Genomic DNA, 22,581 nt, shown 5'->3' on the forward strand with positions numbered 1-22,581 from the left:
ATCGTGAACGGTGGCTTACCCGGAAATATCCCGCTAACACATTGAAAGCGCAGACATTCCCGGGACGACCCCCCCCGCCCACAAACCGGGCGTGCATCAGAAGTGGGCGCTCGTGTGATCAAAACAAGGTGCGCCCCTCGCCAATTGTCATCACGGGCGGCGGGACAGGAAATCCAGCACGCCTTCCTTGTAAACGCGATCGCCGACCGCCCGCATATGATCGCGGTTCGGGATATCCAGCACTTCTGAGCCGGCGATGACCTTCTGCAACTCCTGCGCGGAGCCGCTGATCTCGTCCGTCGTTCCAACCGCGATCAGCAGCGGCACCTTGATGGCGGCGGCTTCCTCATTCGTCATCAGCCGGCGCGAGCCGCGCAGACAGGCTGCGAGCGCGCGGCGATCAGAGCGGGTCTGATCGGCGAAAGCGCGGAAGGTGCGGCCGACGGGATCGGTGACGTCGTCGAGCGAGTCCGCCTCGAGCGCGAGGGCGACATTCTCGCCTGGACCGCCGCCCTTGATGAGGCCAATGCCGAGACCGCCGAAGATCGCGCTGCGGATCAATTCGGGATGGCTATAGGCGATATAGGCAGTGATGCGCGCGCCCATCGAATAACCCATCATGTCGGTGCGGGAAATGCCGAGATGCGCGAGCAGCGCGCGCACGTCGGCGGCCATCGCGCCGATGCTGTATTGTTCGGAATCGTAGAGCTTGCTGGAATCGCCATGGCCGCGATTGTCGAGCGCGATGACGCGGCGATTGTGCTTCTTCAATTCCGACACCCAGGTCGGATAGACCCAGTTGACGTTCTTGCTCGATGCAAAGCCGTGCACGAGAACGATCGGATCGCCCTCGCCTTCATCGAGATAAGCAATTTCGACAGCGCCGTTGTGAAAGCTCGGCATCCAGAATTCCGTTACGATTGAGAGATGGGTGATTGAGAGAATGATGGTGGTGGGAAGCGCGCAGTTTACCCGTGGACGAGCACCGGCGCCAGTGAGTGAGCCGGCGCGGGATGGCGGAGAGCCATGTCCCTGAGTAATGCGTCCTTGCGTGAGATGTCCTGCAGCAGAGCATCCTGTCGTACCGCCAGGTCGCGGCGCGCGCGCCTCGCCTTGGAGCGCTGCAGCCACGACCAGGTGATGCGCTCGGTGGTTGCCTTGATCGACACGACAAATCCAAGCAGCGCGAACAATGCCCAGAACACCCACATCGAAAGATTGAACGCGCCAGCCGCCAGCAGCAGCGCGCCGCGGCCGAACATCTTCATGATCGCGCGGGTCTGGCCGCCCTTGGCCGTGGCCAGACGCGCCGCGCGCGTGACATCTTTCGGGCTCTGGGCGATACGCAGCGTATCGAGCGCGCCCCGCGTGCCGGCCTTCTCGCCGACACGGCCGACATCTCCGGCGAGACGCACGATGCCGCCGGCCTTCTCGGTGCGGAACGCCGCCTTCACCGCAGTGATGGTCTGGCCCGGGCGCAGCAGCGAGGCATCGGCCACGGCAGCGCGCAGCATTGGCCCATCCACCACGCCGCGCGCCGAGCGCGCCGCCCAGGTGGTGAGTCCCTCGCCGATCCGCCCGACCTTACGCGCATCCTTCACCAGCGTGAGGCCGGCACGCACGGGAGCCACACCGCCAACGCTGACATAGGTCGCGGCGGTAACAGCGAGGCCTGCGGCAGCAAGGCCGAGAATAAGGTGATCGGTGTCCTCACCCATCGCCATGTGCTTGCCCTCGCGCACCACGTCGCGAATATCGCCGAACACAAAGAGATCGCCGGCAACGGTACCCGACAGGCTGCCGACATCGTCGGCAGTGCCGGTGACAAAGCCAGTCGCAAAGCGGCTGGCGAAATGGGAGGCGGAATTCTCGTCCGCAACCGCATCCGTCACACGCTTGGAAAGATCGTCCGGCAGTTGAACATTTCTGGCAGCCGCAACGTCGGCAAAACTCTTGGCGAGGTCCGCATCCCTGGCCGCGAGCGCGTCTTCGATATTGCGGGCGAGCACCGCGGGATCATTCCGCAATGCAGAGCTGAGTTGCGCATCGGCCAGAGCGACGGGGTCGTCCTGCGCGGCGAGCACGGCACCGGCGTCGCGCGCATGCGGCAGCAACAGCAGGCCGGCGGTCGCGCAGACCGCTACCCCCGTCAAAGCTGTGTCGAGCCGGAACCACATGGCGGGAAACCCTATCCTTGCACCTCTTTAGAAATGGTGCGTCACACCGTGGACACAACTGCCCCGACGAAAGAAGGGCTATTCGGAGACACCCGAATTGTGTCGAATTTGTACGAATGAATGACCCCTGCGCGGTCTAGGAATCATGGTTCCGGACCAGTATGGTGCGACGCACTGAATGGCGCGCCGGTTCATACGCCCGCGGCTGTTGCGAGCAAAGGTAGAGAAGATGTCCGACCACGTGGTTCCGCACTTTCACAATGACGCCGGCGTTCCGATCATCGAGATCGGCTCGCAGGAATTCATGTGCGTGGGTGCAAATCCGCCGTTCGATCATCCGCATGTCTTCCTCGACCTCGGCAACGACAACGAGATCATCTGCCCGTATTGCTCGACCCTGTATCGCTTTGCCGCCGATCTCGGCGCCGGCCAGTCACGTCCGCCGGAATGCGTGGTGAAAGACAAGGTTGCCTGATTTCCGGCCGTGACGGCGCCGCGCACCATCGTCATCGCTGGTGCGGGCATCGGCGGACTGATGGCCGCGCTGGCGCTGGCCACTAAAGGGTTTCGTGTCCTCATCCTTGAGAAGACCGGACGGCTTGAAGAAGCCGGCGCCGGGCTGCAGCTCTCGCCCAATGCGACCCGCATACTAATCGGCCTTGGCCTGCAACCACGCCTTGCGCCCCATGTCACGACGCCGGCCAGTGTGAGCATCATGACCGCGCGCAGCGGCGGCGAAGTGATCCGCCTGCCACTCGGCAGCGCCCGCGATGACGCACCCTACTGGCTGGTGCATCGCGCCGATCTGCAATCGGCATTGCTCGGCGCGGTCATCGCGCATCCCGACATTGAACTGCGCCTCAGTTGTCCCGTGGACAACCTCCGCGCCACGCCCGCCGGTATCATCGTCAACGGCGAGTCGGTGCTGGCCTTGATCGGCGCCGATGGCGCGTGGTCTTTCGTGCGACGGCAACTGTTTCCCGAAACGCAGCCGCACTTCTCCGGTCTCATCGCCTGGCGTGGGACGCTGGAAACGAGCCGGCTGAAAAGCGACCTGGTCCCCCATGGCGTCCAGCTCTGGATGGGGCCGAAAGGCCATCTCGTTGTCTATCCGGTGTCATCGGGCGAGCGGATCAACATGGTCGCCATCATGCCCGGCGCCGCGATGCAGCTGGGCAGCAGCGACATCGGCGACGCCAGCGAGATCCGCCAACATTTTGCAGCGTCGCGCTGGCCCGCCAATGCACGCGCCATGATCGAGAGCGTCGATAACTGGCGGCGCTGGCCGCTGTTCACGATGCCGGACGGCGGCATGTGGCACGAGGGATCCGTGGCGCTGCTCGGCGATGCCGCCCATGCGATGCTGCCTTTCGCCGCGCAAGGCGCGGGCATGGCCATCGAGGATGCGGCGGTGCTGGCGGAGTGCCTTGCCGCCGCTGGCCACGATGCCGCAGCGATCGCGCCCGCATTGGCGCGCTACGCCGCGCTACGCCAGCCACGCGTCGGCCTGATACAGCGCACCGCCCGGCAATCCGGCCAGATTTATCATCTGCGTGGCCCCATGGCGCTGGCGCGCGACCTCGCCATGCGCGCGCTCGGTGCAGAGCGTCTACAGGCGCGGCAGGATTGGATCTATGACTGGAAACTCTGATCCTGACAGGCTCAGGAGCGGGCGCCAGCGCGCTTGCGCGGCGTAATGGGTTCTGACGCTGCCGGCGCTTTCGGCGGACTGGCCACACACTTGCTCTTCTGCCAGTTCTCTTCCGCCAGCTTGGCCTGCGCCCGCGTGGAGATGTAATCGTTGCGATAAGCGAGTTCGCTGACCACCGCTCCACCCGTGCCGGTCTGCGCCTTGTCGATCAGCCCCTGCAATTCGGCCGTCCGCGTCGCAAGCGTCTTGCGCTCGGTCTCAAGCTGCGGGCAATCATAAAGGTCATATTTCGCAGGATCGACGAAAGCGCCCGACACCATGCCATCGCCCATGCTGGCGCAGCCGCCGAGATAGCCGGCCAGAACGAGCAATGACGCCATCGCAGCAGCGCGCATCGGCAGGCGGGAACGGGAAGGACAAACGATCATCGGGACTTTCTAGCCGGGCAGGATTGACGTTGCGTAAAGCAGCCGCCGGTGGCCGGATTGAGGCTGAAGTTCCCCTGAAGGCTGGTGCGGACGGCGGGAATCGAACCCGCACGACGTTGCCATCGAGGGATTTTAAGTCCCTTGCGTCTACCAGTTCCGCCACGTCCGCGCTGGCACCTACTTAGCCGGTTTTCGCCGCAAGTCGATCCCATATCCGCCTGGCGCCAGAACACGCATAAAGTCCCGCTACGCCCCCGCCACGACGATATGCGCCCCTGCATGCTCCATCAGCTTGCGCTGCTCCGCCGAGGCGCCAGCGCCCGTCACCAGCGTCCAGCGCGGCGGGAACGGCGCCCAGGCGTCCTGTTCGGCGCGGCCGAGCTTGCCGGCGTCGGCGAGCACGATGACCTCCTTGGCCTGCTGCATCATCAGGGACTTCAAGGCGACCTGATCGAGGTCGGCCTCGCACAACCCGCGACCGCTCACGACACCGTCGGCGCTCATGATGGCGCGGTCGGCGGTGAGACGCCGCAGTCCCTCACTGGCCAGAGGTCCCATGGTGCTCATGCTGGTCGAGCGCAGCGCGCCGCCCAGCACCACGAGTTCGATGGAAGGCGCCTTGGCGAGAAACGGCAGCAGCGCGATATTGTTGGTGATGATGCGCAGGCGGCGCTGCAGCAGCAGCTTGCCGAAAGCGGCGACCGTCGATCCCGCATCGAGGATCAGCGTGTCGCCGTCCTCGATCAGGTCGATCGCGGCCCGCGCGATGGCCTGCTTCTCCTTGCCCTGGACCGAGAAGCGCTGGTCGAGTGTGGTCTCTGCGACATGGCCGGTGAGAATCGCGCCACCGTAAGTGCGGCGCACCGCGTTGTTCTTCGAGAGATGCTGCAGGTCGCGCCGCACGGTGGACCCGGACACACCAAAGCGCCGTGCGAGATCGTCGACATCGATCTCGCCGGCGTTCAGGGCGTCCAACAGGCGTGAGCGACGTTCCTTATTGCGCATCGACATCGAACCTCAGCCAATCAAGCTGGTATTTACCAGCGTTTCGTCATGGCCGGGCAGCGCGAAGCGAGCTTCGCTTGACGTCCCGGCCGTCCACGTCTTCGAAGTAACAAGACGTGGATGCCCGGCACAAGGCCGGGCATGACGGAGATTGTCAGGCCGCCCTGGATCCCGGTGCGAGATCCACCGCCTGCCGCAAGGCCTCGAGAAGGCTGCGCTCGTCGGCGATACCCTTGCCGGCGATGTCGAAGGCGGTGCCGTGATCGACCGAGGTACGGATGACAGGAAGGCCGACCGTGATGTTCACGCCGGATTCCAGGCCCAGCACCTTGATCGGGCCATGGCCCTGATCGTGATACATCGCGACCACCATGTCGTAGTCGCCGCGCCCTGCGAGGAAGAACAGCGTGTCGGCCGGCAGCGGACCGCGCACGTCCCAGCCCTTCTTCTGGCAGACTTCGACGGCCGGCGTGATCTTCTCGGCTTCCTCGCCGTAGCCAAACAGGCCGTTCTCGCCGGCATGCGGATTGATCGCGCAAACGCCGATCTTCGGATTCTTGATGCCGGCCTTGACCAGCACTTCATGGCCACGCGTGATGACGCGCTCGACCAGGCCGGGCTCGATCTTCTTGATGGCATCGATCAGGCCGATATGCGTCGTGACATGAATCACGCGCAGCTTTGGCGACACCAGCATCATCGACACTTCAGGCGTGCCCGTCAGATGCGCGAGCAGTTCGGTATGTCCAGGATATTTGTGGCCAGCCGCATGCAGCGCTTCCTTGGAGAGCGGTGCGGTGCAGATACCTTGGGCGATGCCGGCCTGAACGATCTCGACGGCCTTCTCGATGAAGCGGTAGGCCGCCTCGCCTGCGATCGGGGAGTTCTGCCCGAACGGCAGGTCTTCGGGCACGATCTTCAAATCCACGCACTGCACCGCGCCGGAGGCGAAATTCGCAGCCTTTGCATCGCTGAGCGAGTCGACGCCGATCCTGGCGCCGACGATCTCGCCGGCCTTGCGCAGGCGATTGGCATCGCCGATCACTAGCGGATTGCACATCGCGAGCATTTCCGGATGCGCGAAGGCTTTCATGATCACTTCGGGGCCGATGCCTGCGGGATCGCCCATGGTGATCGCAATGGTCGGACGGGTCATGTGAAGCTTCCTTGAGTTCGGACGGTGTGAAGACGTTCGCGAATTTTGATCAGGCTGTTCTCGTCGCCAAAGGCGCCGGCCTTGGTGGCGATCGGCACGGACAATGCGCCGAGCGTAAGCCCGAGCGAAACGCCGGGCTCGATCTCGTCGGCCAGACGGATTCCGTTGACACCGAACCGCGACAGCAGCGCCGCGGCAGTCTCGCCACCGGTGGCCGCAAAGGCGCCGATGCTGGACGCCACGGGCATCAGCGCATCGGCAAGATTCTGCGCGAGCTGCGGGCCGAGCGACATTTTCGGATTGTCATCCATCACGATCTCGACCAGGACATCGCCGCCTGCGATCAAGCCTTCGGTCACGCGCGCGGCCAACGCCGCCTGCCCTGCCTTGTCGCCAAGCAAGACTTCAGGTGTGACAGGCAGATGCGTGACGGTGCCGCTGGCGACCAGCTTGCGCGCTGCGGAGCGCGACGCACCGGCGAGCGAGCCGACAACGATCAATGTGCCATATGTGCTGGGTGGAATTTCCAGCTTCTCGGCAGCACTGGTGTCATCAAGCGCAGCCAGCGCGTGCGCAAGGCCCGCGCTGCCGATGAACACTGTCGCCGGTGAAATCTTCAGGCTGGCTTCGGCGATCAGATGCAGATCGTGCTCGGTCTCCGCATCGCAGATCGCAACGACGCTGTCGCCGGACGCGATACGCGCAAGGTGAGTCTCGAGATGCCCACCGCGGATGATTTCGAGCAACACCTTCTCGCTGCGAATACCAGCCGATGCCAATACATCAGCGATGTCGGCATTATCGTAGGTGTGATCGCGCTTCCAGACCTCGGCTTCCTCAAGCGGACGACCATTGACGACGACGCGGCCATTGATCGTGGTGCGGTTCGTCGCGGGAAAGGCCGGCGCGAAGATGCCGAAGGCCGAACCCGACTGCGCTTTGAGATGCGCCAGCGCAGCCGCCGTCTCGGAAGCTGGCTGACCGCGCAGCGTGGAGTCGATCTTCTTGAACAGGAGCCGATCCGGCTCCATCAACTGTTGCAACACGTCGGCGTGCCGACGCGCAGCGGCCTCGGCCGTGAGGCCGCGGCTCGCTGCATCATAGGAGATAACCGGATGCTGGCGATCCCCGGCGCTTGCGACGTCGCCCCAAGTCACGGCAGCCGCAAGGCCCCGGCGACCGAAGGCGATGGCGCAGTCCGCTGCACCGGTGAGATCATCGGCGAGGATCAGCCAGCGACCCGCCATCTTAGCGCCCAGCCACTGGTGCGGGTGATGCGACGCTCGGCGCGGCAGGCGTCGTCGCCTCCGCTTCCGGCTCGACATCACGGCCGACGATGCCGGCAACCCACGAGGTCAGGATCGGCGTCAGGATCGCCGTCACGACCACGCAGGCCGCGATGAGGATGGTCGCCGGGCCGGCAGCAGCCGCATAGGCCGGATTGGCCGCAGCGACGATCGCAGGCACGGCCGCCGCATTGCCGGCGGTCGATGCCGCTGCGACACCCGCAACGCCGTTGCCGCCGGTGAGACGGTCAACGAAGAACAGCGGGATGCCGGTCACGATCACGACGGCAACGCCCATGCCGACGCCAAGCAGACCCGCCTGCCAGACCTGCGTCAGGTTCAGGCCGGTGCCGAGCGCGAAGGCGAAGAACGGGATCATCACAGGCACGGCCTTGCTGAGGAAGTCGCGCAGCTCGCGATCGAGATTACCAAGGATCATGCCGGCCACCAGCGGCAGGATCGCGCCGACGAGCGCGGGCCACTGGAACGACGACAGACCGGCAACGCCAAGCGTCACCATGGTGAGGAACGGACCGCTTTCCAGCGTCATGATGCTGTAGGCACCGACGTCGCGCGGACGGCCATACTGGCCCATCAGCGCCATGTAGAGACCGCCATTGGTGTCGTTCATGGCGGCGACGATCGCCAGCGTCGACACGCCTGCGAAGATGCCGGCGGTGACCGGCGCTTCACCGAGGAAGCGGCCGAAGATCAGGCCGAGGATGATGGCGGTGCCAACCTTCACGATCATCAGGGCGCCGCCCTTCTTGACGATATAGGGGGTCGCCTTGAAGTCGATGCTCGCACCCATGCACACATAGAACACGGCGAGAATGCTGAGAGCGCCGCCGGAGAACAGCGCGCCGGTGAAGGAGCCGAAGAATTTCGGGGTGTTGGGGGCAAAGGTCGCGAACAGCGCGCCGATCAGCAGCGGCACGGTCATCATGCCGCCCGGCACCTTCTCAATCGCCCGCTTAATTGGAATCTGCATGGTCTATTTCCTTCCCGCGCCGTGCGCATCACTGATTATTCTGCGCAATTTTCCTCAGGAGCCCCTGCGCACACCGCCCGATATGCGCAAATTACGCAGACATCAAACACTTTTTGCGCACTTTGCGCAATTTCTAAAAATTAGTTAAGCGGTCAAGGTATGTTTGTAGGCCATCCAAAGCGGGCGGTTCGCTGACCGGAACGTCGGGCGTTGCGATGTGCTGCATGAAACGCAAACAGGCGGCAACGGTGCATCCGTTGCCGCCTGTTTGGCCGTCAGATCGGACGTCAGAGATCGAGAACCAGACGATCCCCAGCGGAACCCGCCACGCAGACCAGCAGGCTGCGTTCGCGTTCCGCCGGCGACAGCACGCGGTCGCGATGCACCGGCTGCCCTTCCAGCCAGTCCACCTTGCAGGAGCCGCAGATGCCGCCGCAGCAGGATGCCGGCACGTCGATGCCGATATCTGTCAGCGCCGACAGCATGGTCTGTCCTGCAGCCACGGTGATTTCCCGGTTCGATTTTGCGAGCGCGAGCACATAGGGCTTGGCGTCGGGATCGACCGGCAGCGGCGGCGGCACGAAGCGCTCGATATGAACGCGATCGGCGGGCCAGTCGCGTGATGCCTGTTCGAAGTCGTCGATCATGCCGTCGGGGCCGCAGCAGGCAAGCGCGACATCCGACAGCGGCCGGCCGACCAGTGCCGCGATATCCGGGCGTTGCCCGCTCGACGTGTCGTGAATCACCACATGACCGGACTTGCGCAGCGGCGCGAGCAGATCGGCGAGTGGCGGCTCACCGCGCGCAATCATGTGCAGCATGAATTTCGAACGGCCCATGCGCTTGAGCCAGGCCGCCGCCGACAAGAACGGCGTCACGCCTATGCCGCCACCGATGAAGGTGAAGCGCGTCACATCCGCAGATAGATCGAGCCCGCCGCGCGGCAGCGTCACGCCGATGGTGTCGCCGACCTTGACCGCGTCATGCAGCACGATCGAACCGCCCCGCCCTTCGGCCTCGCGCTTCACTGCCACGACATAGCGCTTGTCGTCGGCGGGATCGTTGCAGAGCGAATAAGTCCGCACCAATCCACCGGGCAGATGCAGATCGATATGCGCACCCGGCCGAAATGGCGGCAGCTCCCAGTGATCGGGATCGACCAGCGAGAACAGTTTGATGCCCGGGCCCCCGTCCTCGATCTGCTCGACGATCGTCCTGACTTTGGTGATCGGCACCGCGGTCATTGCACATTCCGCACGGCATCGCCGACGCGCACGGTGCCACCCTGCAGGATCTTGCAGTTGAGGCCAGAGCGGTTGATCAGCGGATCGAAGATCGCCTTGCCGGTGATCTCCTCGATATGCCGGCACGGGATCGACAAACGCGTCGATTCCAGCAGCGTTTCGCCGAGCCAGAACTGGCGACCGACCAGATGCGTCAGCGGCACGCCGGATACGGTGACATTGCGCCGATGTTCCTCGGGACCCAGATCGATATTGTGATCGCGCTTGAGCGCTACCAGCGTCTCATATTCGAACAGCGTGACCTGGCGCCCTTCTTCAGGCTTGTGCGAATAGAAGCCCCCCTCGCGGCCGATCATGTAGCGATCGCCCTCGATGCCCTTGCCGGCGACCAGCGTGAGCTCAGGCATTTCGCGCATCGGCAGGAATGCGCGCGGCGTGATGTGGAGATAGCGCACCACGCCGGTCCATGACGGGACCACGGAGCCGGGTGCAGGTTTGGCAGTCAACGTATCGAGCATCGCTCATATCCCTTCTGCGGAAATCATCATCGCAGTCATTGATAGGCAGGCATATGGGGCGGCAGCCGTACTGCCGCCCCGTTGCCGTCAGGTCAGTTCCTTGTTCGCCATTTCCGGCGCAAAGGACGTCGCGATGGCGGTGATGCAGGCGCAGAAGATCAGGAACACCGACACCGGCCAGGTCGCACCGGCCCACGTCATGAGCGACGCCGCGATGAGTGGGCTGAGACCGCCCGAGATGGCCGCACCGACCTGGAAGCCGAGCGACGCACCGCTATAGCGCAGCTTCGCGGTGAACAGCTCCGAGTACCAGGGCGCGCCGATGCCGAACATCACCATCTGGCCGAACGAGATCGCGACAACGATGGTGAGGATCACGATGGTCGGATCGCGCGTATCCAGCAGCCAGAACATCGGGAATGCGAAAGCCGCGCAAAAGAGGCAGCTCGCATAGAACATCGCCTTGCGCCCGACCTTGTCCGACAGCCAGCCGAAGAACGGGATCGAGAACAGTGCAACGAAGGATGCGATGAAGGCGCCGTTCAGCACCAGCCCGCGCGACAGGCCGAGCTTCGACGTCGCATAGGACATGATGAACACGCCGGCGATCGAGGCATAAGCGATCTCCGAGATCTTCAGACCGACGGCCGTGAAGAACGGACGGCGGTGATACTTGAAGATTTCAACGATCGGCATCTTGGCAACTTCATTCTTGGCCTTCAGCGCGCGGAACGCGGGGGTCTCTTCCATGCTCATGCGGATCCAGAGGCCAACGCCAACCAGAAGGATCGAGATCAGGAACGGAATGCGCCAGCCATAGCTCATGAAGTCTTCTTCGGGCAGTTGCGAGACCAGCGCGAACATGCCGATGGCCGCGAGATTGCCGACGGGATTGCCGACCTGCACCATGCTGCCCAGGAAGCCGCGTTTATGCGTGGGACAATTCTCGACCACCATCAGAACCGCGCCACCCCATTCGCCGCCAAGGCCGATGCCCTGCAGGAAGCGCAGCGCGATGAGTAGGATCGGTGCCGCGATTCCAATTTGTGCATAGGTCGGCAGCAGACCGATGGCGAATGTGCCGAGACCCATCACCATGATTGTAATCGCCAGCATCGCCTTGCGGCCGACGCGGTCGCCATAGTGACCGAAGATCGCCGCACCGAGCGGACGCGCAAGGAAGCCGACCGCATAGGTACCGAAGGCTGCGATAGTTGCGAGTGCCGGATCGCCGGCAGCGAAGAACACCTTGTTGAACACCAGCGCGGTTGCCGCGCCGTAGATCAGGAAGTCATACCACTCGACGGCGGTGCCGATCACACTGGACCAGACGATCTTGCGCATGGCCGCATCGTCGGGATTCTCCGCCGTGGCGGTGACTGTATTGAATTCTTCTGCGACGGTCATGTTCACTCCTTCAAAAGACATGTTCAGTTTCAGGCGCGCGGGCTCGTTCTGTGCCGCGACATCTCGCGGCGCAGTCCGGGTCTTCTCGTGAACTTTCGCTGTTGCTTCAGTCGCCCCAGCGCAGGCGGTGGTGATGCCTAAGGAATGGCAGCGATTCCCTAGAGAATCGCAGCAATGGCTGCGATCTCGACTCTGATCGAGGGATTGGCGAGCCGCGCTTCGACACAGGCGCGTGCAGGCGATGCGCCTGCCGGCACCCACTCATCCCAGACCGTATTGAAAGCCGCGAAATCCGCGATGTTGGGCAACCACACCGTCGCGCTCAGGATCGATGACTTGTCGGTGCCGGCTTCGCCGAGCAGTGCATCGATCTTGGCGAGCACTTCGGCGGCCTGCGCTTCGACACCGACAGACAGATCGTCCGGCACTTGCCCTGCGAGATAAACGAGACCACCATGCACCGTGGCCATGCTGAGCCGCTTGCCGGGCTTCAAACGCTTGATCATCTATCTGCCTTCGTGTCGTTTTCTGAGGACATATTCCCGTCATCAAAATCCAACAGGTTTACTGACAGAAATCAACGTCATGAAAATCGGCATCTGATGCCTAAATCGGCAAAAGGCAGCAGATGCACATAACACAGGCGTAAAATCGCCATTTCCCGACACTTTTGCCTAAATTATCCTTGCCCGTGCTGGAAATATCTGCAGCAATGTTTTCCTGTAGAAACACTCCGGCATCGCTCTGGAGCTCTTTCAAAGAGATCAGCGAGACGGCCCTTCCACCATCGCCGCGCGCACTCTAAAAGAATAAGCACCTCATCAGGAGATCGACGTTGCTCGACGTCAGCAAGAATGCGGTTGGCTTCAACCTGCGCCAGCTACGCACCACCAAGGGACTGACGCTGGATCAGCTCGCCACCCAGAGCGAACTGACGCGCGGCTATATCTCCCTCGTCGAGCGCGGCCTGAAAACGCCGTCGGTCAATGCGCTGCTGCGCCTCGCCGCAGCGCTCGATGTCAACGTCACCTATCTGTTCGACCCCAACCCAACGCCGGCCCCGCGCTACACGCTGTTCCGGCAGGACGAACAGCAAACGCCCATGCAGGACGACGGCGTCGATCTGCTGGCGCTGGCTGCGGGACGCACACGCAAGATGATGGAGCCGTTCCTGATCCGGCCGCCGCTGAAATTCGCGCCGCGCGCATCGCACGCGGGCGAGGAATTCCTGTTCGTCATATCAGGCAAGATGGCGATCAAGATCGAGGACGAAGAGATCGTCCTGAAGAAAGGCGACTGCCTGTACTTTTCCGGCGAGACCCCGCACTGGGTGCGCAGCATCGGCAAGCCCAAGGCCGACGTGCTGCTGGTCGTGTCCGCCGCCTCGCCCTAGCGCTGAGTTTCCTAGACGCGTTCAATTCTTCCGCTGAAAAGCGCGCGCGGCGCGACCTTCTTGCGCAAGGCCTGTGCCTGCATTTTGCAGACGCACATCGGCTCGCCCCTGCGCGTGGTGCATTTGCAGGGATAACCATAAGCAAATTCAATCAACGCATCGACGTCATGGGCCATGATCGCCTGCTCAACGCGCTCGTCATACGTCATGTGGCCATCTCTTCTTGCTAGCGGCTGCTGGCTGGGCTTTGCGCTTCGTTCCCACAGGCATGTCGAACAGATTGGGCGTGGGCGAGAGCAACTTTAAATCTGTTTATACCAACACCGCAGGACGGGCAAAGCCTGCCTCAAAACAAAAGCGCCGGCCTGATCACTCGGGCCGGCGCTCTCTTATTCAAACCTGCCCGCCGCAGCGGCGCCGGTTACTCCTTCTTGTCGATGTTCCAGAACACCGGAGTGGCGGCGCCCGGCAGCACGCCGGTCAGCGACTTCCGCCATATGCTGGGGATCCGGTATTCGCCAAGCGGCAGATACGCGACCTGCTCGAGCGCACGGGCCTGGACTTCCGCAGCGGCAGCCTTCTGTTCCGCAGGCGTCGCTGCGCGCGCATACTTGTCGCGCAGTTCTTCGATCTTGGCGTCCTCGAACCATCCGAACCAGCCGCCATTCTTGCCGCGGCCCGACGTCGAGACGTTGGAAACCGGGTTGAGAATGTCAGCAGCGACCCAATTGGTGAAGAACATGTTCCAGCCACCCTCCTTGACGGGCTTCTGGCTGGCGCGGCGCGTCACCACGGTTTGCCAGTCGGTGGCTTGCACTTCGACCTTGAAGCCGGCATCGCGCAGAAGCTGCGCTGCAACGATCGGCTGCGCCTTTAGCGACGACACGTCGGTCGGCGCCATGATGACCACGGGCGTGCCATCGTAACCGGAATCGGCCAGCGCCTTCTTGGCTTCCGCCATGCCGCTGCCCTTGACCATGGTTTCCGAACCGACATCGGTGTCATTCGGCGTGCCGCAGCCGAACATGGCACCGCAGATCTTCATGTAGTCGGGATTACCGACCAGCGCATCGAGCACCGGCTTCTGGTTCATCGCGAGGAATGCCGCGCGGCGCACCTTGACGTTGTCGAAGGGAGGCAACAGGAAGTTCATACGCCCCAACGTCTGGTAACCGAGCTCGTTCAGAACCTCGATCTTGAGGTCCTTGTCCTTGACGAGAATCGGCAGCAGGTCGTAGGGACCGTTCTCCATGAAATCGATGTCGCCGGACTGCAGCGCGTTCACCGCCGTCTGCGCATCGGGCATCGTGACCCATTCGACGCGGTCGACCTTGACGACCTTGCCACCGGCCGCCCAGCTCGCAGGCTCGGAGCGCGGCACGTAGTCCTTGTTCTTCTCATAGACCGCCTTCACGCCCGGCTGGAATTCAGCCTGCACGAACTTGAACGGACCCGAACCGATCTGCTCTGGAATAGCCTTGCCGGCGGGCGTCTCGGCGAGACGCTTCGGCATCATGAACGGCACCAGCGAGGACGGCTTGGCAATCGAGTCGAGCACGAGGCCATAGGGCTCCTTGAGCGTCAGCACGATGGTCTTGGCGTCGGGGGCTTCGATGCTCTTGGTGAAGTCCATGAGCTTCTGGCCCATGCCGTCATTGCGGCCCCAGCGCTGCAACGAAGCAGCGCAATCTTCCGCAGTGACAGGCTTGCCGTCGTGCCACTTCAGGCCGTCGCGCAGCGTGAAAGTATAGACCATCTTGTCATCGGAGACTTTGTATTCCGCCATCTGCGGCTGGACTTTGAAGTTTGCGTCCATCGCCAGCAACGTGTCGTAAACCATGTAACCGTGATCGCGCACGATATAGGCCGTGGTAATACCCGGATCGAGCACGCGCAGATCCGAGTGCATCACTGCGGTGATGGTCTTGCCGGCAGCATGCGCGGGCGACGACAGCACCGGCAGCGCGAGCGCAACGGCTACCGCCAGACCTGGTAGCGTCAATTTCGTGAAGGCCGCAGAACGCTGCCAACGTGACATGTAGGACATTCGATCTCTCCTGACTTGAAACTGACCATCGGTCGATGATTGCTTGTGCAACGCGATAGAAATTTAGGCGCGACCACGCGTTGCCTTTATCTTTTAGACATCAAAGACTTGCATCAAGCGTGATGCGCGTCAATCGCGTTTTCCACGCGCTACATCCACATGCTGCAGAATGCATTCCAATGCACATCGTCAATTTGCAAAGGAGATTGCCTGCTGCTGCCAAGTCACGCACGCAGTCAACGGCATGCTCGACCCCGCTGCACGCGACATGGCAATCATGGGTGCGACCATCGAACGCATCGCTCGTGGAGAGGTCATTCGCAAAAACAAGAACGCCGGCCTGATCACTCAGGCCGGCGTTCTGCTACTTCACACGAACCGCGACAGCGGCGCCGGTTAGTCCTTCTTGTCGATGTTCCAGAACATCGGAATGGCAGCGCCCTGGGTGACGCCGGTCAGCGAGGTGCGCCAGATGCTCGGCACCTTGTATTCGCCGAGCGGGATGTAGATGACCTTGTCATAGATCTCCTGCTGGATCTCGGCGGCGAGCTTCTTCTGCTCTTCCGGCGTGGTCGCACGCGCATATTTGTCGCGCAGCATTTCCAGCTCGGCATCTTCGCTCCAGCCGAACCAGCCGCCATTGCTCTTGCCGCGGCCGGAGGTCGCGACATTGCTGATGGGATTGAGAATGTCGGCACCGACCCAGTTCGAAAAGAACATGTTCCAGCCGCCTTCCTTGATGGGCTTCTGGCTCGGACGACGGCTGAGCACCGTCTGCCAATCGGTGGCCTGCACTTCGACCTTGAAGCCGGCATTGCGGAGCAGTTGCGCCGCAACGATCGGCTGCGCCTTCAACGTGGTCACGTCGGTTGGCGCCATGATCACCACCGGCGTGCCGTCATAACCGGCCTCGGCGAGCAGCTTCTTGGCCTCCTCGACGCCATTGCCCTTCACAAGGCTTTCCGAACCGACATCCGTCGCATTCGGCGTGTCGCAACCGAACACCGCGCCGCAGACCTTGTAATATTTGGGATCGCCGACCAGCGCATCCAGCACCGGCTTCTGGCTCATTGCCAAAAACGCGGCACGGCGAATCTTCGGATTGTCGAAGGGCGGGTTAAGGAAGTTCATGCGGCCGAAGGTCTGGAAGCCCAGAGGGTTGAGCACTTCGATCTTAAGCTCCGGATCCTTCGCCAGGACCGGCAGCAGGTCGTAGGGACCATTTTCCATGAAGTCGATGTCACCCGACTGCAGCGCATTCACCGCGGTCTGTGCATCGGGCATGGTGATCCATTCGACGCGATCGACCTTTACCACCTTGCCGCCGGCCTGCCAGTCGGTCGGCTCGGAGCGCGGCTTGTACTCCTTGAACTTCTCGTAGACGGCCTTCACGCCGGGCTGGAATTCCGACTGCACGAATTTGAACGGACCCGAACCGACCTGCTCGGCGATCGCCTTGCCGGCGGGCGTCTCAGCCAGACGCTTTGGCATCATGAACGGCACCAGCGACGATGGCTTGGCGATCGAATCCAGAACGAGGCCGTAGGGCTCCTTTAGCGTCAGCACGATGGTCTTGGCGTCGGGCGCCTCGATGCTCTTGGTGAAATCCATGAGCTTCTGGCCCATGCCGTCATTGCGGCCCCAGCGCTGCAGCGACGCGGCGCAGTCTTCGGCGGTGACCGGCTTGCCGTCATGCCACAGCAGGCCGTCGCGCAGGGTAAATGTATAGACAAGCTTGTCGTCGGAGACCTTCCAGTCGGCCATCTGCGGCTTGATCTCGTATTTCGAGTTCATGCCGAGCAGCGTGTCGTAAACCATGTAGCCGTGGTCGCGGACGATATAACCGGTGGTGATACCGGGATCGATCACACGCAGATCGGAATGCATCACTGCAGTGATGGTCTTACCTGCAGCATGCGCGGGCGACGACAGCACCGGCAGCGCGAGCGCAACGACGACCGCCAGACCGGGCAGCGCAAATTTCGTGAAGGCCGCAGAATGCTGCCAACGTGACATGTAGGACACTCAATCTCTCCTGACTGGAATCTGACCATCGATCGATGATCGATTATGCAACGCGATAGAATTTTAGGCGCCTTCGCGTATTGCCTTTATCATTTAGGCTTCAAGGACTTGGCATCAAGCGTGATGCGCGTCAATCGCGTTTTCCACGCGATACATCCACACGGTGTAGAATGCATTGCAATGCACATTGTCGATTTGCAAAGGCGATTGCGCTGCTGCTAAGTCATGCGCGAACTCTCGCCGACAAACTCTCGCAATGTGCGCAGGCACGGAGCGCCTTGATCATCCGTGACGAAATTCTCATCCAAGAGGAATGACTTGATGAACCCCGCCGAACTCCCGTTTGATCTCGAGAACATGTTGCAGGGCCTGCGCATCTGGGTCGAATGCGAGAGCCCCACATGGGACGCAAATGCGGTCAACGGCATGCTCGACCTCGCTGCACGCGACATGGCAATCATGGGTGCGACCATCGAGCGCATCGCGGGACGTCAGGGATTCGGCGGCTGCATCCGCGCCCGTTTTCCACATCCGAAATTCGGCGAACCCGGCATCCTGATCGCGGGCCACATGGATACCGTTCACCCGGTTGGCACCATCGAAAAGCTGAAGTGGCGCCGCGATGGCGAGCGCTGCTACGGCCCGGCGATCTGCGACATGAAGGGCGGCAATTATCTGTCGCTGGAAGCCATCCGCCAGCTCGCACGTATCTCCTATACGACGCCGCTACCGATCACCGTGCTGTTCACGCCCGACGAGGAAGTCGGCACGCCATCGACCCGCGACATCATCGAAGCTGAAGCCGCGCGGAACAAATACGTGCTGGTGCCGGAGCCCGGTAGTGCGGGCAACGGTGTCACCACTGGCCGCTATGCGATCGCCCGCTTCAATCTCGAAACCATCGGCCGGCCCAGCCATTCGGGCGCGACGCTGTCGAACGGCCGCTCCGCGATTCGCGAAATGGCGAAGAAGATCGTGCAGATCGACGAGATGACCGGACCGGACTGCACGTTCAGCGTCGGCATCGTGCATGGCGGACAATGGGTCAACTGCGTTGCCTCGTCATGCACCGGCGAAGCGCTGAGCATGGCCAAGCGTCAGGAAGATCTCGATGCCGGCGTCCAGCGCATGCTCGCTCTCTCAGGTACCGAGAATGACGTGACCTTCAACGTCACCCGCGGCGTCACCCGCCCGGTGTGGGAACCGAACGCGGCGACCATGGCGCTGTTCGAGAAAGCCAAGGCCATCAATGGTCGCCTCGGCCTGCCCGAACTGACCCATGGCAGCAAGGGTGGCGGTTCGGATGGTAATTTTACCGGCGCGATGGGCATCCCGACCCTCGACGGGCTCGGCGTTCATGGCGCCGATATGCACACGCTCAACGAATATATCGTCGCGCAGAGCCTTGTTGATCGTGGCCGCCTGATGGCGGGATTGCTGGCAACCCTCGATTGATGCAACGTCGCCCGGTTTGCACATGCATCGCATGGCGCAAATCGGGCGGTGGCACAGGACTTGCTACCTTTACGTTTAAGTTTAGCGAACTTCGGGTTGAGGCAAGTTGCGACGGTGAATCAGCGTTTCTCGAAAAATCTGTGTTTCTCGCGGACAATGACGACCAAGAGCAGCGAGCCCGTGACGTTTCCGGTTGACCGACGCGGTCCAGTTACGTTCGATCAACACCACCAATAGGAAAGCGCCATGCTCGGATACCTCATTCGCCGAATTCTAGCGGCCATACCCGTTATGGGCGTGGTGGCCCTGTTTGTCTTCCTGCTGCTTCGGCTGACGCCCGGCGATCCTGCCGCGATCATCGCCGGCGATAACGCGACGGCCGAGCAGCTCGACCGCATCCGGACGCAGCTCGGCCTCAACGAACCGCTCTACACGCAGTTTTTCAGCTGGGTCTGGCGGCTGCTGCACGGTGACTTCGGCACCTCGCTGATCTCCAACGTGCCTGTGCTGCAGATGGTCAACCAGCGCATCGAGCCCTCTTTGAGCATTGCATTAAGCGTGATGCTGGTTTCGATCCTTGTTGCGATCCCGCTCGGCGTCATCGCCGCATGGAAACACGGCACATGGATCGATCGTTTCGTGATGGCGCTGTCGGTGATCGGCTTCTCCGTGCCGGTGTTCGTGATCGGTTACGTGCTGGTCCAGGTGTTCGCGATCGAACTGCGCTGGTTTCCGGTGCAGGGTTTCCGCAGCATCTCGCGTGGCTTCGGGCCGTTCTTTGAGCGCATCACGCTGCCGACCATCGCGCTGTCCTTTGTCTATGTCGCGCTAATCGCGCGCATGACCCGCGCGGCAATGCTCGGAGTGCTCGGCGAAGACTATGTCCGCACCGCGCGCGCCAAGGGCATCAACGAGAGCGGTGTGCTGTTCCGCCACGCGCTGCGTAACGCCGCCGTGCCGGTCATCACGGTGATCGGTACCGGCTTCGCACTGCTGATCTCCGGCGTCGTCGTCACCGAAAGCGTGTTCAACCTGCCCGGCATCGGTCGCTTGACGGTCGACGCCGTGCTGGCGCGGGATTTTCCCGTGATCCAGGCCATGATCCTTTTGACCTCGGGCGTTTATGTCGGGGTCAATTTGCTTATCGACCTTGCCTACGCACTGCTCGATCCCAGAATTCGTTACTAGGAATCTGTATCTGATGGCGATCGAATCCCTTCCCAACCCGGCCCTCCCCTCCCGCAGCGGTCCGTCGCTCGGCTTTCTCACCGCGACGCCGATTATCGCCTTGGCGACGATTTGCCTGACGCTGGTGATCCTGTCGGCGATTTTCGCACCGTGGCTGACGTCGCACGATCCGCAATTGCTGGCACCCGCCTTGCGGCTGAAGCCGGCCAGTTCGGAATATCTGCTCGGCACCGACGCTTACGGCCGCGACGTGCTGGCGCGCATCCTCTATGGCGGTCGCATCTCGCTCCTGATCGGCCTCGGCGCCGCCGTCACCAGTATTGTCATCGGCCTCTTCATCGGCCTGTTCTCGGGCTTTTTCAAATTGGCCGACGCTGTGATGATGCGTGTCATGGACGGCCTGATGGCAATGCCCGGCGTGCTGCTGGCCATCGCCGTCGTGTCGCTGTCAGGCGCCACCCTGACGACGGTGCTGATTGCGATCACTATTCCGGAAATCCCCCGTGTCGCGCGACTGGTGCGTTCCGTGGTGCTGTCGGCACGTGAGGAGCCCTATGTGGAGGCGGCGATCTCGCTCGGCTCCAGCATGCCGAAGATCATGTTGAAGCATCTGATGCCCAACACGGTGGCGCCGCTGATCGTCCAGGGCACCTTCATCGCCGCATCCGCCATTCTCACCGAGGCGATCCTGTCGTTCCTCGGCGCCGGCATCAGCCCGGAAACCCCCACCTGGGGGAATATCATGGCCGAGGGTCGCGCCTTCTTCCAGGTCAAGCCATCGCTGATCTTCTGGCCGGGATTACTGCTCTCGATTGCCATCCTCTCCGTCAATCTGATCGGCGACGCTGCCCGCGATGCGCTCGATCCCCGCATGAAACAGCGTGAGGCCGGCAAGTGAGTGAACTCGTGAACCCCACCGTGAATACCCGCCCCATCGCACTGGAAATTGAAAACCTCGTCGTCGGCGTCGGCAAGAGCGGCACCGGCAAGAAGATCATCGACGGCATTTCTCTCCAGGTGCGCCAGGGCGAAACGCTCTGTGTGGTCGGCGAAAGTGGTTCCGGCAAGTCGGTTACCTCGCTCTCCACCATGGGCCTGCTGCCGCGAGATTCACTCAAAGCCATCGGCGGCAGCATTAAGTTGGTCGGCGAAGATGTGCTGCAAGCCAGCGACCGGCGGCTGCGCGAGCTCCGCGCCACCACCATGGCGATGATCTTCCAGGAACCGATGACGGCGCTCAATCCAGTCGTCCCCGTTGGCAAGCAGATCGACGAAGTACTACGCACCCACACCAGTCTCGGCGCCAGCGCCCGCCGTGCGCGCATTCTCGACATGATGGAGCAAGTGCGGCTTCCCGATGTGAAGCGCATCTTCGCGTCCTATCCGCACCGCCTGTCGGGCGGCCAGCGCCAGCGCATCATGATCGCCATGGCGCTCGTGCTGGAGCCGAAACTGCTGATCGCCGATGAGCCAACGACAGCGCTCGACGTCACCACCCAGGCGCAGATCCTCAAGCTGATGCGCGACCTTCAGAAGGATCACGGCACCGCCGTGCTGTTCATCACTCACGACATGGGCGTGGTGGCCGACATCGCCGACCGCGTCGCCGTGATGCGTAATGGACGCCTGGTGGAAACCGGAGCATTGAAGGATATTCTGAGCGCGCCCACGCAGGACTATACTCGTAACCTGCTGTCGTCGGTGCCGAGCCTCATTCCCCGCGCGGCCCGCGAGGAAGCAGGCTTCAATCCAGTCGTGCTCGAGGCCAATGAGCTCGGCAAGGTCTATCGCGAACGTTCCATGTTCGGGAAACCACGCGAAGTCCACGCAGCCCAGGACGTCACGCTGACACTGCGCAAGGGCCGCACGCTCGGCATCGTCGGCGAAAGCGGCTCCGGCAAATCGACCGTGGCGCGCTGTATCGTCCGACTGATCGATCCCACCTCGGGCGGCATCCGTCTCGCCGGACGCGAAATCTCCGACCTGTCACGTCACGCGTTGCAGCCGCACCGCAAGAAGATACAGATCGTCTTCCAGGACCCCTATCGTTCGCTCAATCCGCGCATCACCATCGGCGAGTCCATTTGTGAAGGTCCGATCAATTTCGGCACCAAGCATTCGGTGGCAATGGCCAGGGCGCGTGAACTGCTCGAACTGGTCGGTCTTCCACCTGACGCAGTCTCGCGCTATCCGCACCAGTTCTCCGGCGGCCAGCGCCAGCGCATCGCCATTGCGCGCGCGCTTGCCCTCGATCCGGAAGTTCTGGTGGCCGACGAGGCCGTCTCGGCCCTCGACGTCTCGGTGCAGGCCCAGGTGCTGCGGCTGCTCGACGACATCCAGACCCGGCTCGGCATCGCCATCCTGTTCATCACCCACGATCTGCGCGTCGCCGCCCAGATTTGCGACGACGTTGCCGTAATGCAGCATGGCCGGGTGGTGGAGCAGGGCCCGGCAGCGGAAGTCCTCGCAAATCCGCAACAGCCCTATACGCGCCAGCTGCTTGACGCGGCGCCCGGACGAGGATGGGATTTCGCCAACTTCCGCGCGGTCGATGGCAGCACCACCGTGCCGGCGGCCTGAGCCCATACCGAAACTGACCCTGGATTCTGA

At 62.5% G+C, this 22,581-nt stretch carries 22 protein-coding genes and 1 tRNA gene; 8 read left to right on the forward strand and 15 right to left on the reverse strand.

Features of this window, described 5'->3' with window-relative positions; genetic code table 11:
- Positions 1-150: 150 nt before the first annotated feature.
- Positions 151-903, reverse strand: a complete 753-nt coding sequence (locus AB7813_RS09500; protein WP_093756324.1) for an alpha/beta fold hydrolase — start codon at positions 901-903, stop codon at positions 151-153.
- A 65-nt stretch (positions 904-968) separates the two neighbouring features.
- Positions 969-2,177: a hypothetical protein gene (locus tag AB7813_RS09505; protein WP_439083180.1), complete on the reverse strand. Its 1,209-nt coding sequence runs from the start codon at positions 2,175-2,177 to the stop codon at positions 969-971.
- A gap of 229 nt (positions 2,178-2,406) precedes the next feature.
- On the opposite strand from AB7813_RS09505, the gene AB7813_RS09510 reads away from it, so the two are divergent.
- Both AB7813_RS09510 and AB7813_RS09515 read left to right on the forward strand, forming a co-directional pair.
- A complete protein-coding gene (locus tag AB7813_RS09510) occupies positions 2,407-2,652 on the forward strand; it encodes a zinc-finger domain-containing protein (protein WP_089265655.1) in 246 nt (81 codons plus the stop codon).
- 9 nt (positions 2,653-2,661) lie between these two features.
- Positions 2,662-3,828 (forward strand): FAD-dependent monooxygenase, encoded by a 1,167-nt coding sequence (locus AB7813_RS09515; RefSeq protein WP_439083179.1) that lies wholly within the window; start codon positions 2,662-2,664, stop codon positions 3,826-3,828.
- A gap of 11 nt (positions 3,829-3,839) precedes the next feature.
- Here AB7813_RS09515 and AB7813_RS09520 read toward each other — a convergent pair whose 3' ends face one another.
- The 10 genes from AB7813_RS09520 to AB7813_RS09565 form a co-directional block, all read right to left on the reverse strand.
- Positions 3,840-4,256, reverse strand: coding sequence for a twin-arginine translocation pathway signal (locus tag AB7813_RS09520; protein WP_244558362.1), 417 nt, complete (start codon positions 4,254-4,256; stop codon positions 3,840-3,842).
- 82 nt (positions 4,257-4,338) lie between these two features.
- Positions 4,339-4,425: transfer RNA gene (locus tag AB7813_RS09525), tRNA-Leu, on the reverse strand.
- Between the two features lie 77 nt (positions 4,426-4,502).
- Complete coding sequence (locus AB7813_RS09530; RefSeq protein ID WP_439064316.1) at positions 4,503-5,267, reverse strand: DeoR/GlpR family DNA-binding transcription regulator; 765 nt, start codon at positions 5,265-5,267, stop codon at positions 4,503-4,505.
- Positions 5,268-5,415: 148 nt separating this feature from the next.
- Positions 5,416-6,417, reverse strand: a complete 1,002-nt coding sequence (gene pdxA / locus AB7813_RS09535) for a 4-hydroxythreonine-4-phosphate dehydrogenase PdxA (protein ID WP_439064317.1) — start codon at positions 6,415-6,417, stop codon at positions 5,416-5,418.
- On the reverse strand, positions 6,414-7,664 hold the full coding sequence (locus tag AB7813_RS09540) for a four-carbon acid sugar kinase family protein (protein ID WP_439064318.1): 1,251 nt from the start codon (positions 7,662-7,664) through the stop codon (positions 6,414-6,416). Before AB7813_RS09540 ends, pdxA begins: the two co-directional genes overlap by 4 nt.
- 1 nt (position 7,665) lies before the next feature.
- On the reverse strand, positions 7,666-8,694 hold the full coding sequence (locus tag AB7813_RS09545; RefSeq protein ID WP_089264931.1) for a 2-keto-3-deoxygluconate permease: 1,029 nt from the start codon (positions 8,692-8,694) through the stop codon (positions 7,666-7,668).
- 287 nt (positions 8,695-8,981) lie between these two features.
- Entirely contained in the window at positions 8,982-9,938 is a 957-nt protein-coding gene (locus AB7813_RS09550; RefSeq protein WP_439064319.1) for a PDR/VanB family oxidoreductase, read from the reverse strand.
- The gene (locus tag AB7813_RS09555) at positions 9,935-10,456 is read right to left on the reverse strand and encodes an MOSC domain-containing protein (protein WP_439064320.1); all 522 of its coding nucleotides are present in this window, start codon (positions 10,454-10,456) and stop codon (positions 9,935-9,937) included. Before AB7813_RS09555 ends, AB7813_RS09550 begins: the two co-directional genes overlap by 4 nt.
- 87 nt (positions 10,457-10,543) lie before the next feature.
- Entirely contained in the window at positions 10,544-11,800 is a 1,257-nt protein-coding gene (locus AB7813_RS09560; RefSeq protein WP_439064651.1) for an MFS transporter, read from the reverse strand.
- A gap of 221 nt (positions 11,801-12,021) precedes the next feature.
- Positions 12,022-12,369 (reverse strand): RidA family protein, encoded by a 348-nt coding sequence (locus AB7813_RS09565; RefSeq protein WP_093756398.1) that lies wholly within the window; start codon positions 12,367-12,369, stop codon positions 12,022-12,024.
- Between the two features lie 329 nt (positions 12,370-12,698).
- Between AB7813_RS09565 and AB7813_RS09570 the strand changes: the two genes are divergently transcribed.
- Positions 12,699-13,256 carry a cupin domain-containing protein gene (locus tag AB7813_RS09570; protein WP_120292626.1) on the forward strand — a complete coding sequence of 186 codons (558 nt, stop codon included), beginning with the start codon at positions 12,699-12,701 and terminating at the stop codon, positions 13,254-13,256.
- Between the two features lie 11 nt (positions 13,257-13,267).
- Here the strand turns inward: AB7813_RS09570 and AB7813_RS09575 are convergent, their stop codons facing one another.
- Together AB7813_RS09575 and AB7813_RS09580 are read right to left on the reverse strand one after the other, a co-directional pair.
- Entirely contained in the window at positions 13,268-13,465 is a 198-nt protein-coding gene (locus AB7813_RS09575) for a hypothetical protein (RefSeq protein ID WP_089264937.1), read from the reverse strand.
- 212 nt (positions 13,466-13,677) lie between these two features.
- On the reverse strand, positions 13,678-15,303 hold the full coding sequence (locus AB7813_RS09580; protein WP_120292628.1) for an ABC transporter substrate-binding protein: 1,626 nt from the start codon (positions 15,301-15,303) through the stop codon (positions 13,678-13,680).
- 244 nt (positions 15,304-15,547) lie between these two features.
- Here AB7813_RS09580 and AB7813_RS09585 point away from each other — a divergent pair, with 244 nt between their 5' ends.
- On the forward strand, positions 15,548-15,703 hold the full coding sequence (locus tag AB7813_RS09585) for a hypothetical protein (protein ID WP_176454592.1): 156 nt from the start codon (positions 15,548-15,550) through the stop codon (positions 15,701-15,703).
- Here the strand turns inward: AB7813_RS09585 and AB7813_RS09590 are convergent.
- Entirely contained in the window at positions 15,700-17,319 is a 1,620-nt protein-coding gene (locus AB7813_RS09590) for an ABC transporter substrate-binding protein (RefSeq protein WP_439084218.1), read from the reverse strand. The two genes, AB7813_RS09585 and AB7813_RS09590, sit on opposite strands and share 4 nt — an antisense overlap.
- Before the next feature lie 330 nt (positions 17,320-17,649).
- Between AB7813_RS09590 and AB7813_RS09595 the strand changes: the two genes are divergently transcribed.
- The 4 genes from AB7813_RS09595 to AB7813_RS09610 all read left to right on the forward strand — a co-directional run bounded on the left by AB7813_RS09595 (position 17,650) and on the right by AB7813_RS09610 (position 22,551).
- Positions 17,650-18,783, forward strand: coding sequence for a M20/M25/M40 family metallo-hydrolase (locus AB7813_RS09595; RefSeq protein ID WP_439064324.1), 1,134 nt, complete (start codon positions 17,650-17,652; stop codon positions 18,781-18,783).
- Between the two features lie 246 nt (positions 18,784-19,029).
- Positions 19,030-19,971 (forward strand): ABC transporter permease, encoded by a 942-nt coding sequence (locus AB7813_RS09600; RefSeq protein WP_093756403.1) that lies wholly within the window; start codon positions 19,030-19,032, stop codon positions 19,969-19,971.
- 13 nt (positions 19,972-19,984) lie between these two features.
- Complete coding sequence (locus AB7813_RS09605; RefSeq protein WP_089264943.1) at positions 19,985-20,869, forward strand: ABC transporter permease; 885 nt, start codon at positions 19,985-19,987, stop codon at positions 20,867-20,869.
- Positions 20,866-22,551: an ABC transporter ATP-binding protein gene (locus tag AB7813_RS09610; protein WP_420878637.1), complete on the forward strand. Its 1,686-nt coding sequence runs from the start codon at positions 20,866-20,868 to the stop codon at positions 22,549-22,551. The genes AB7813_RS09605 and AB7813_RS09610 overlap by 4 nt, the downstream gene beginning before the upstream one ends.
- Positions 22,552-22,581 lie beyond the last annotated feature (30 nt).

It is taken from the genome of Tardiphaga sp. 20_F10_N6_6, from assembly GCF_052076045.1.
GTDB classification, from domain to species: Bacteria; Pseudomonadota; Alphaproteobacteria; order Rhizobiales; family Xanthobacteraceae; genus Tardiphaga; species Tardiphaga robiniae.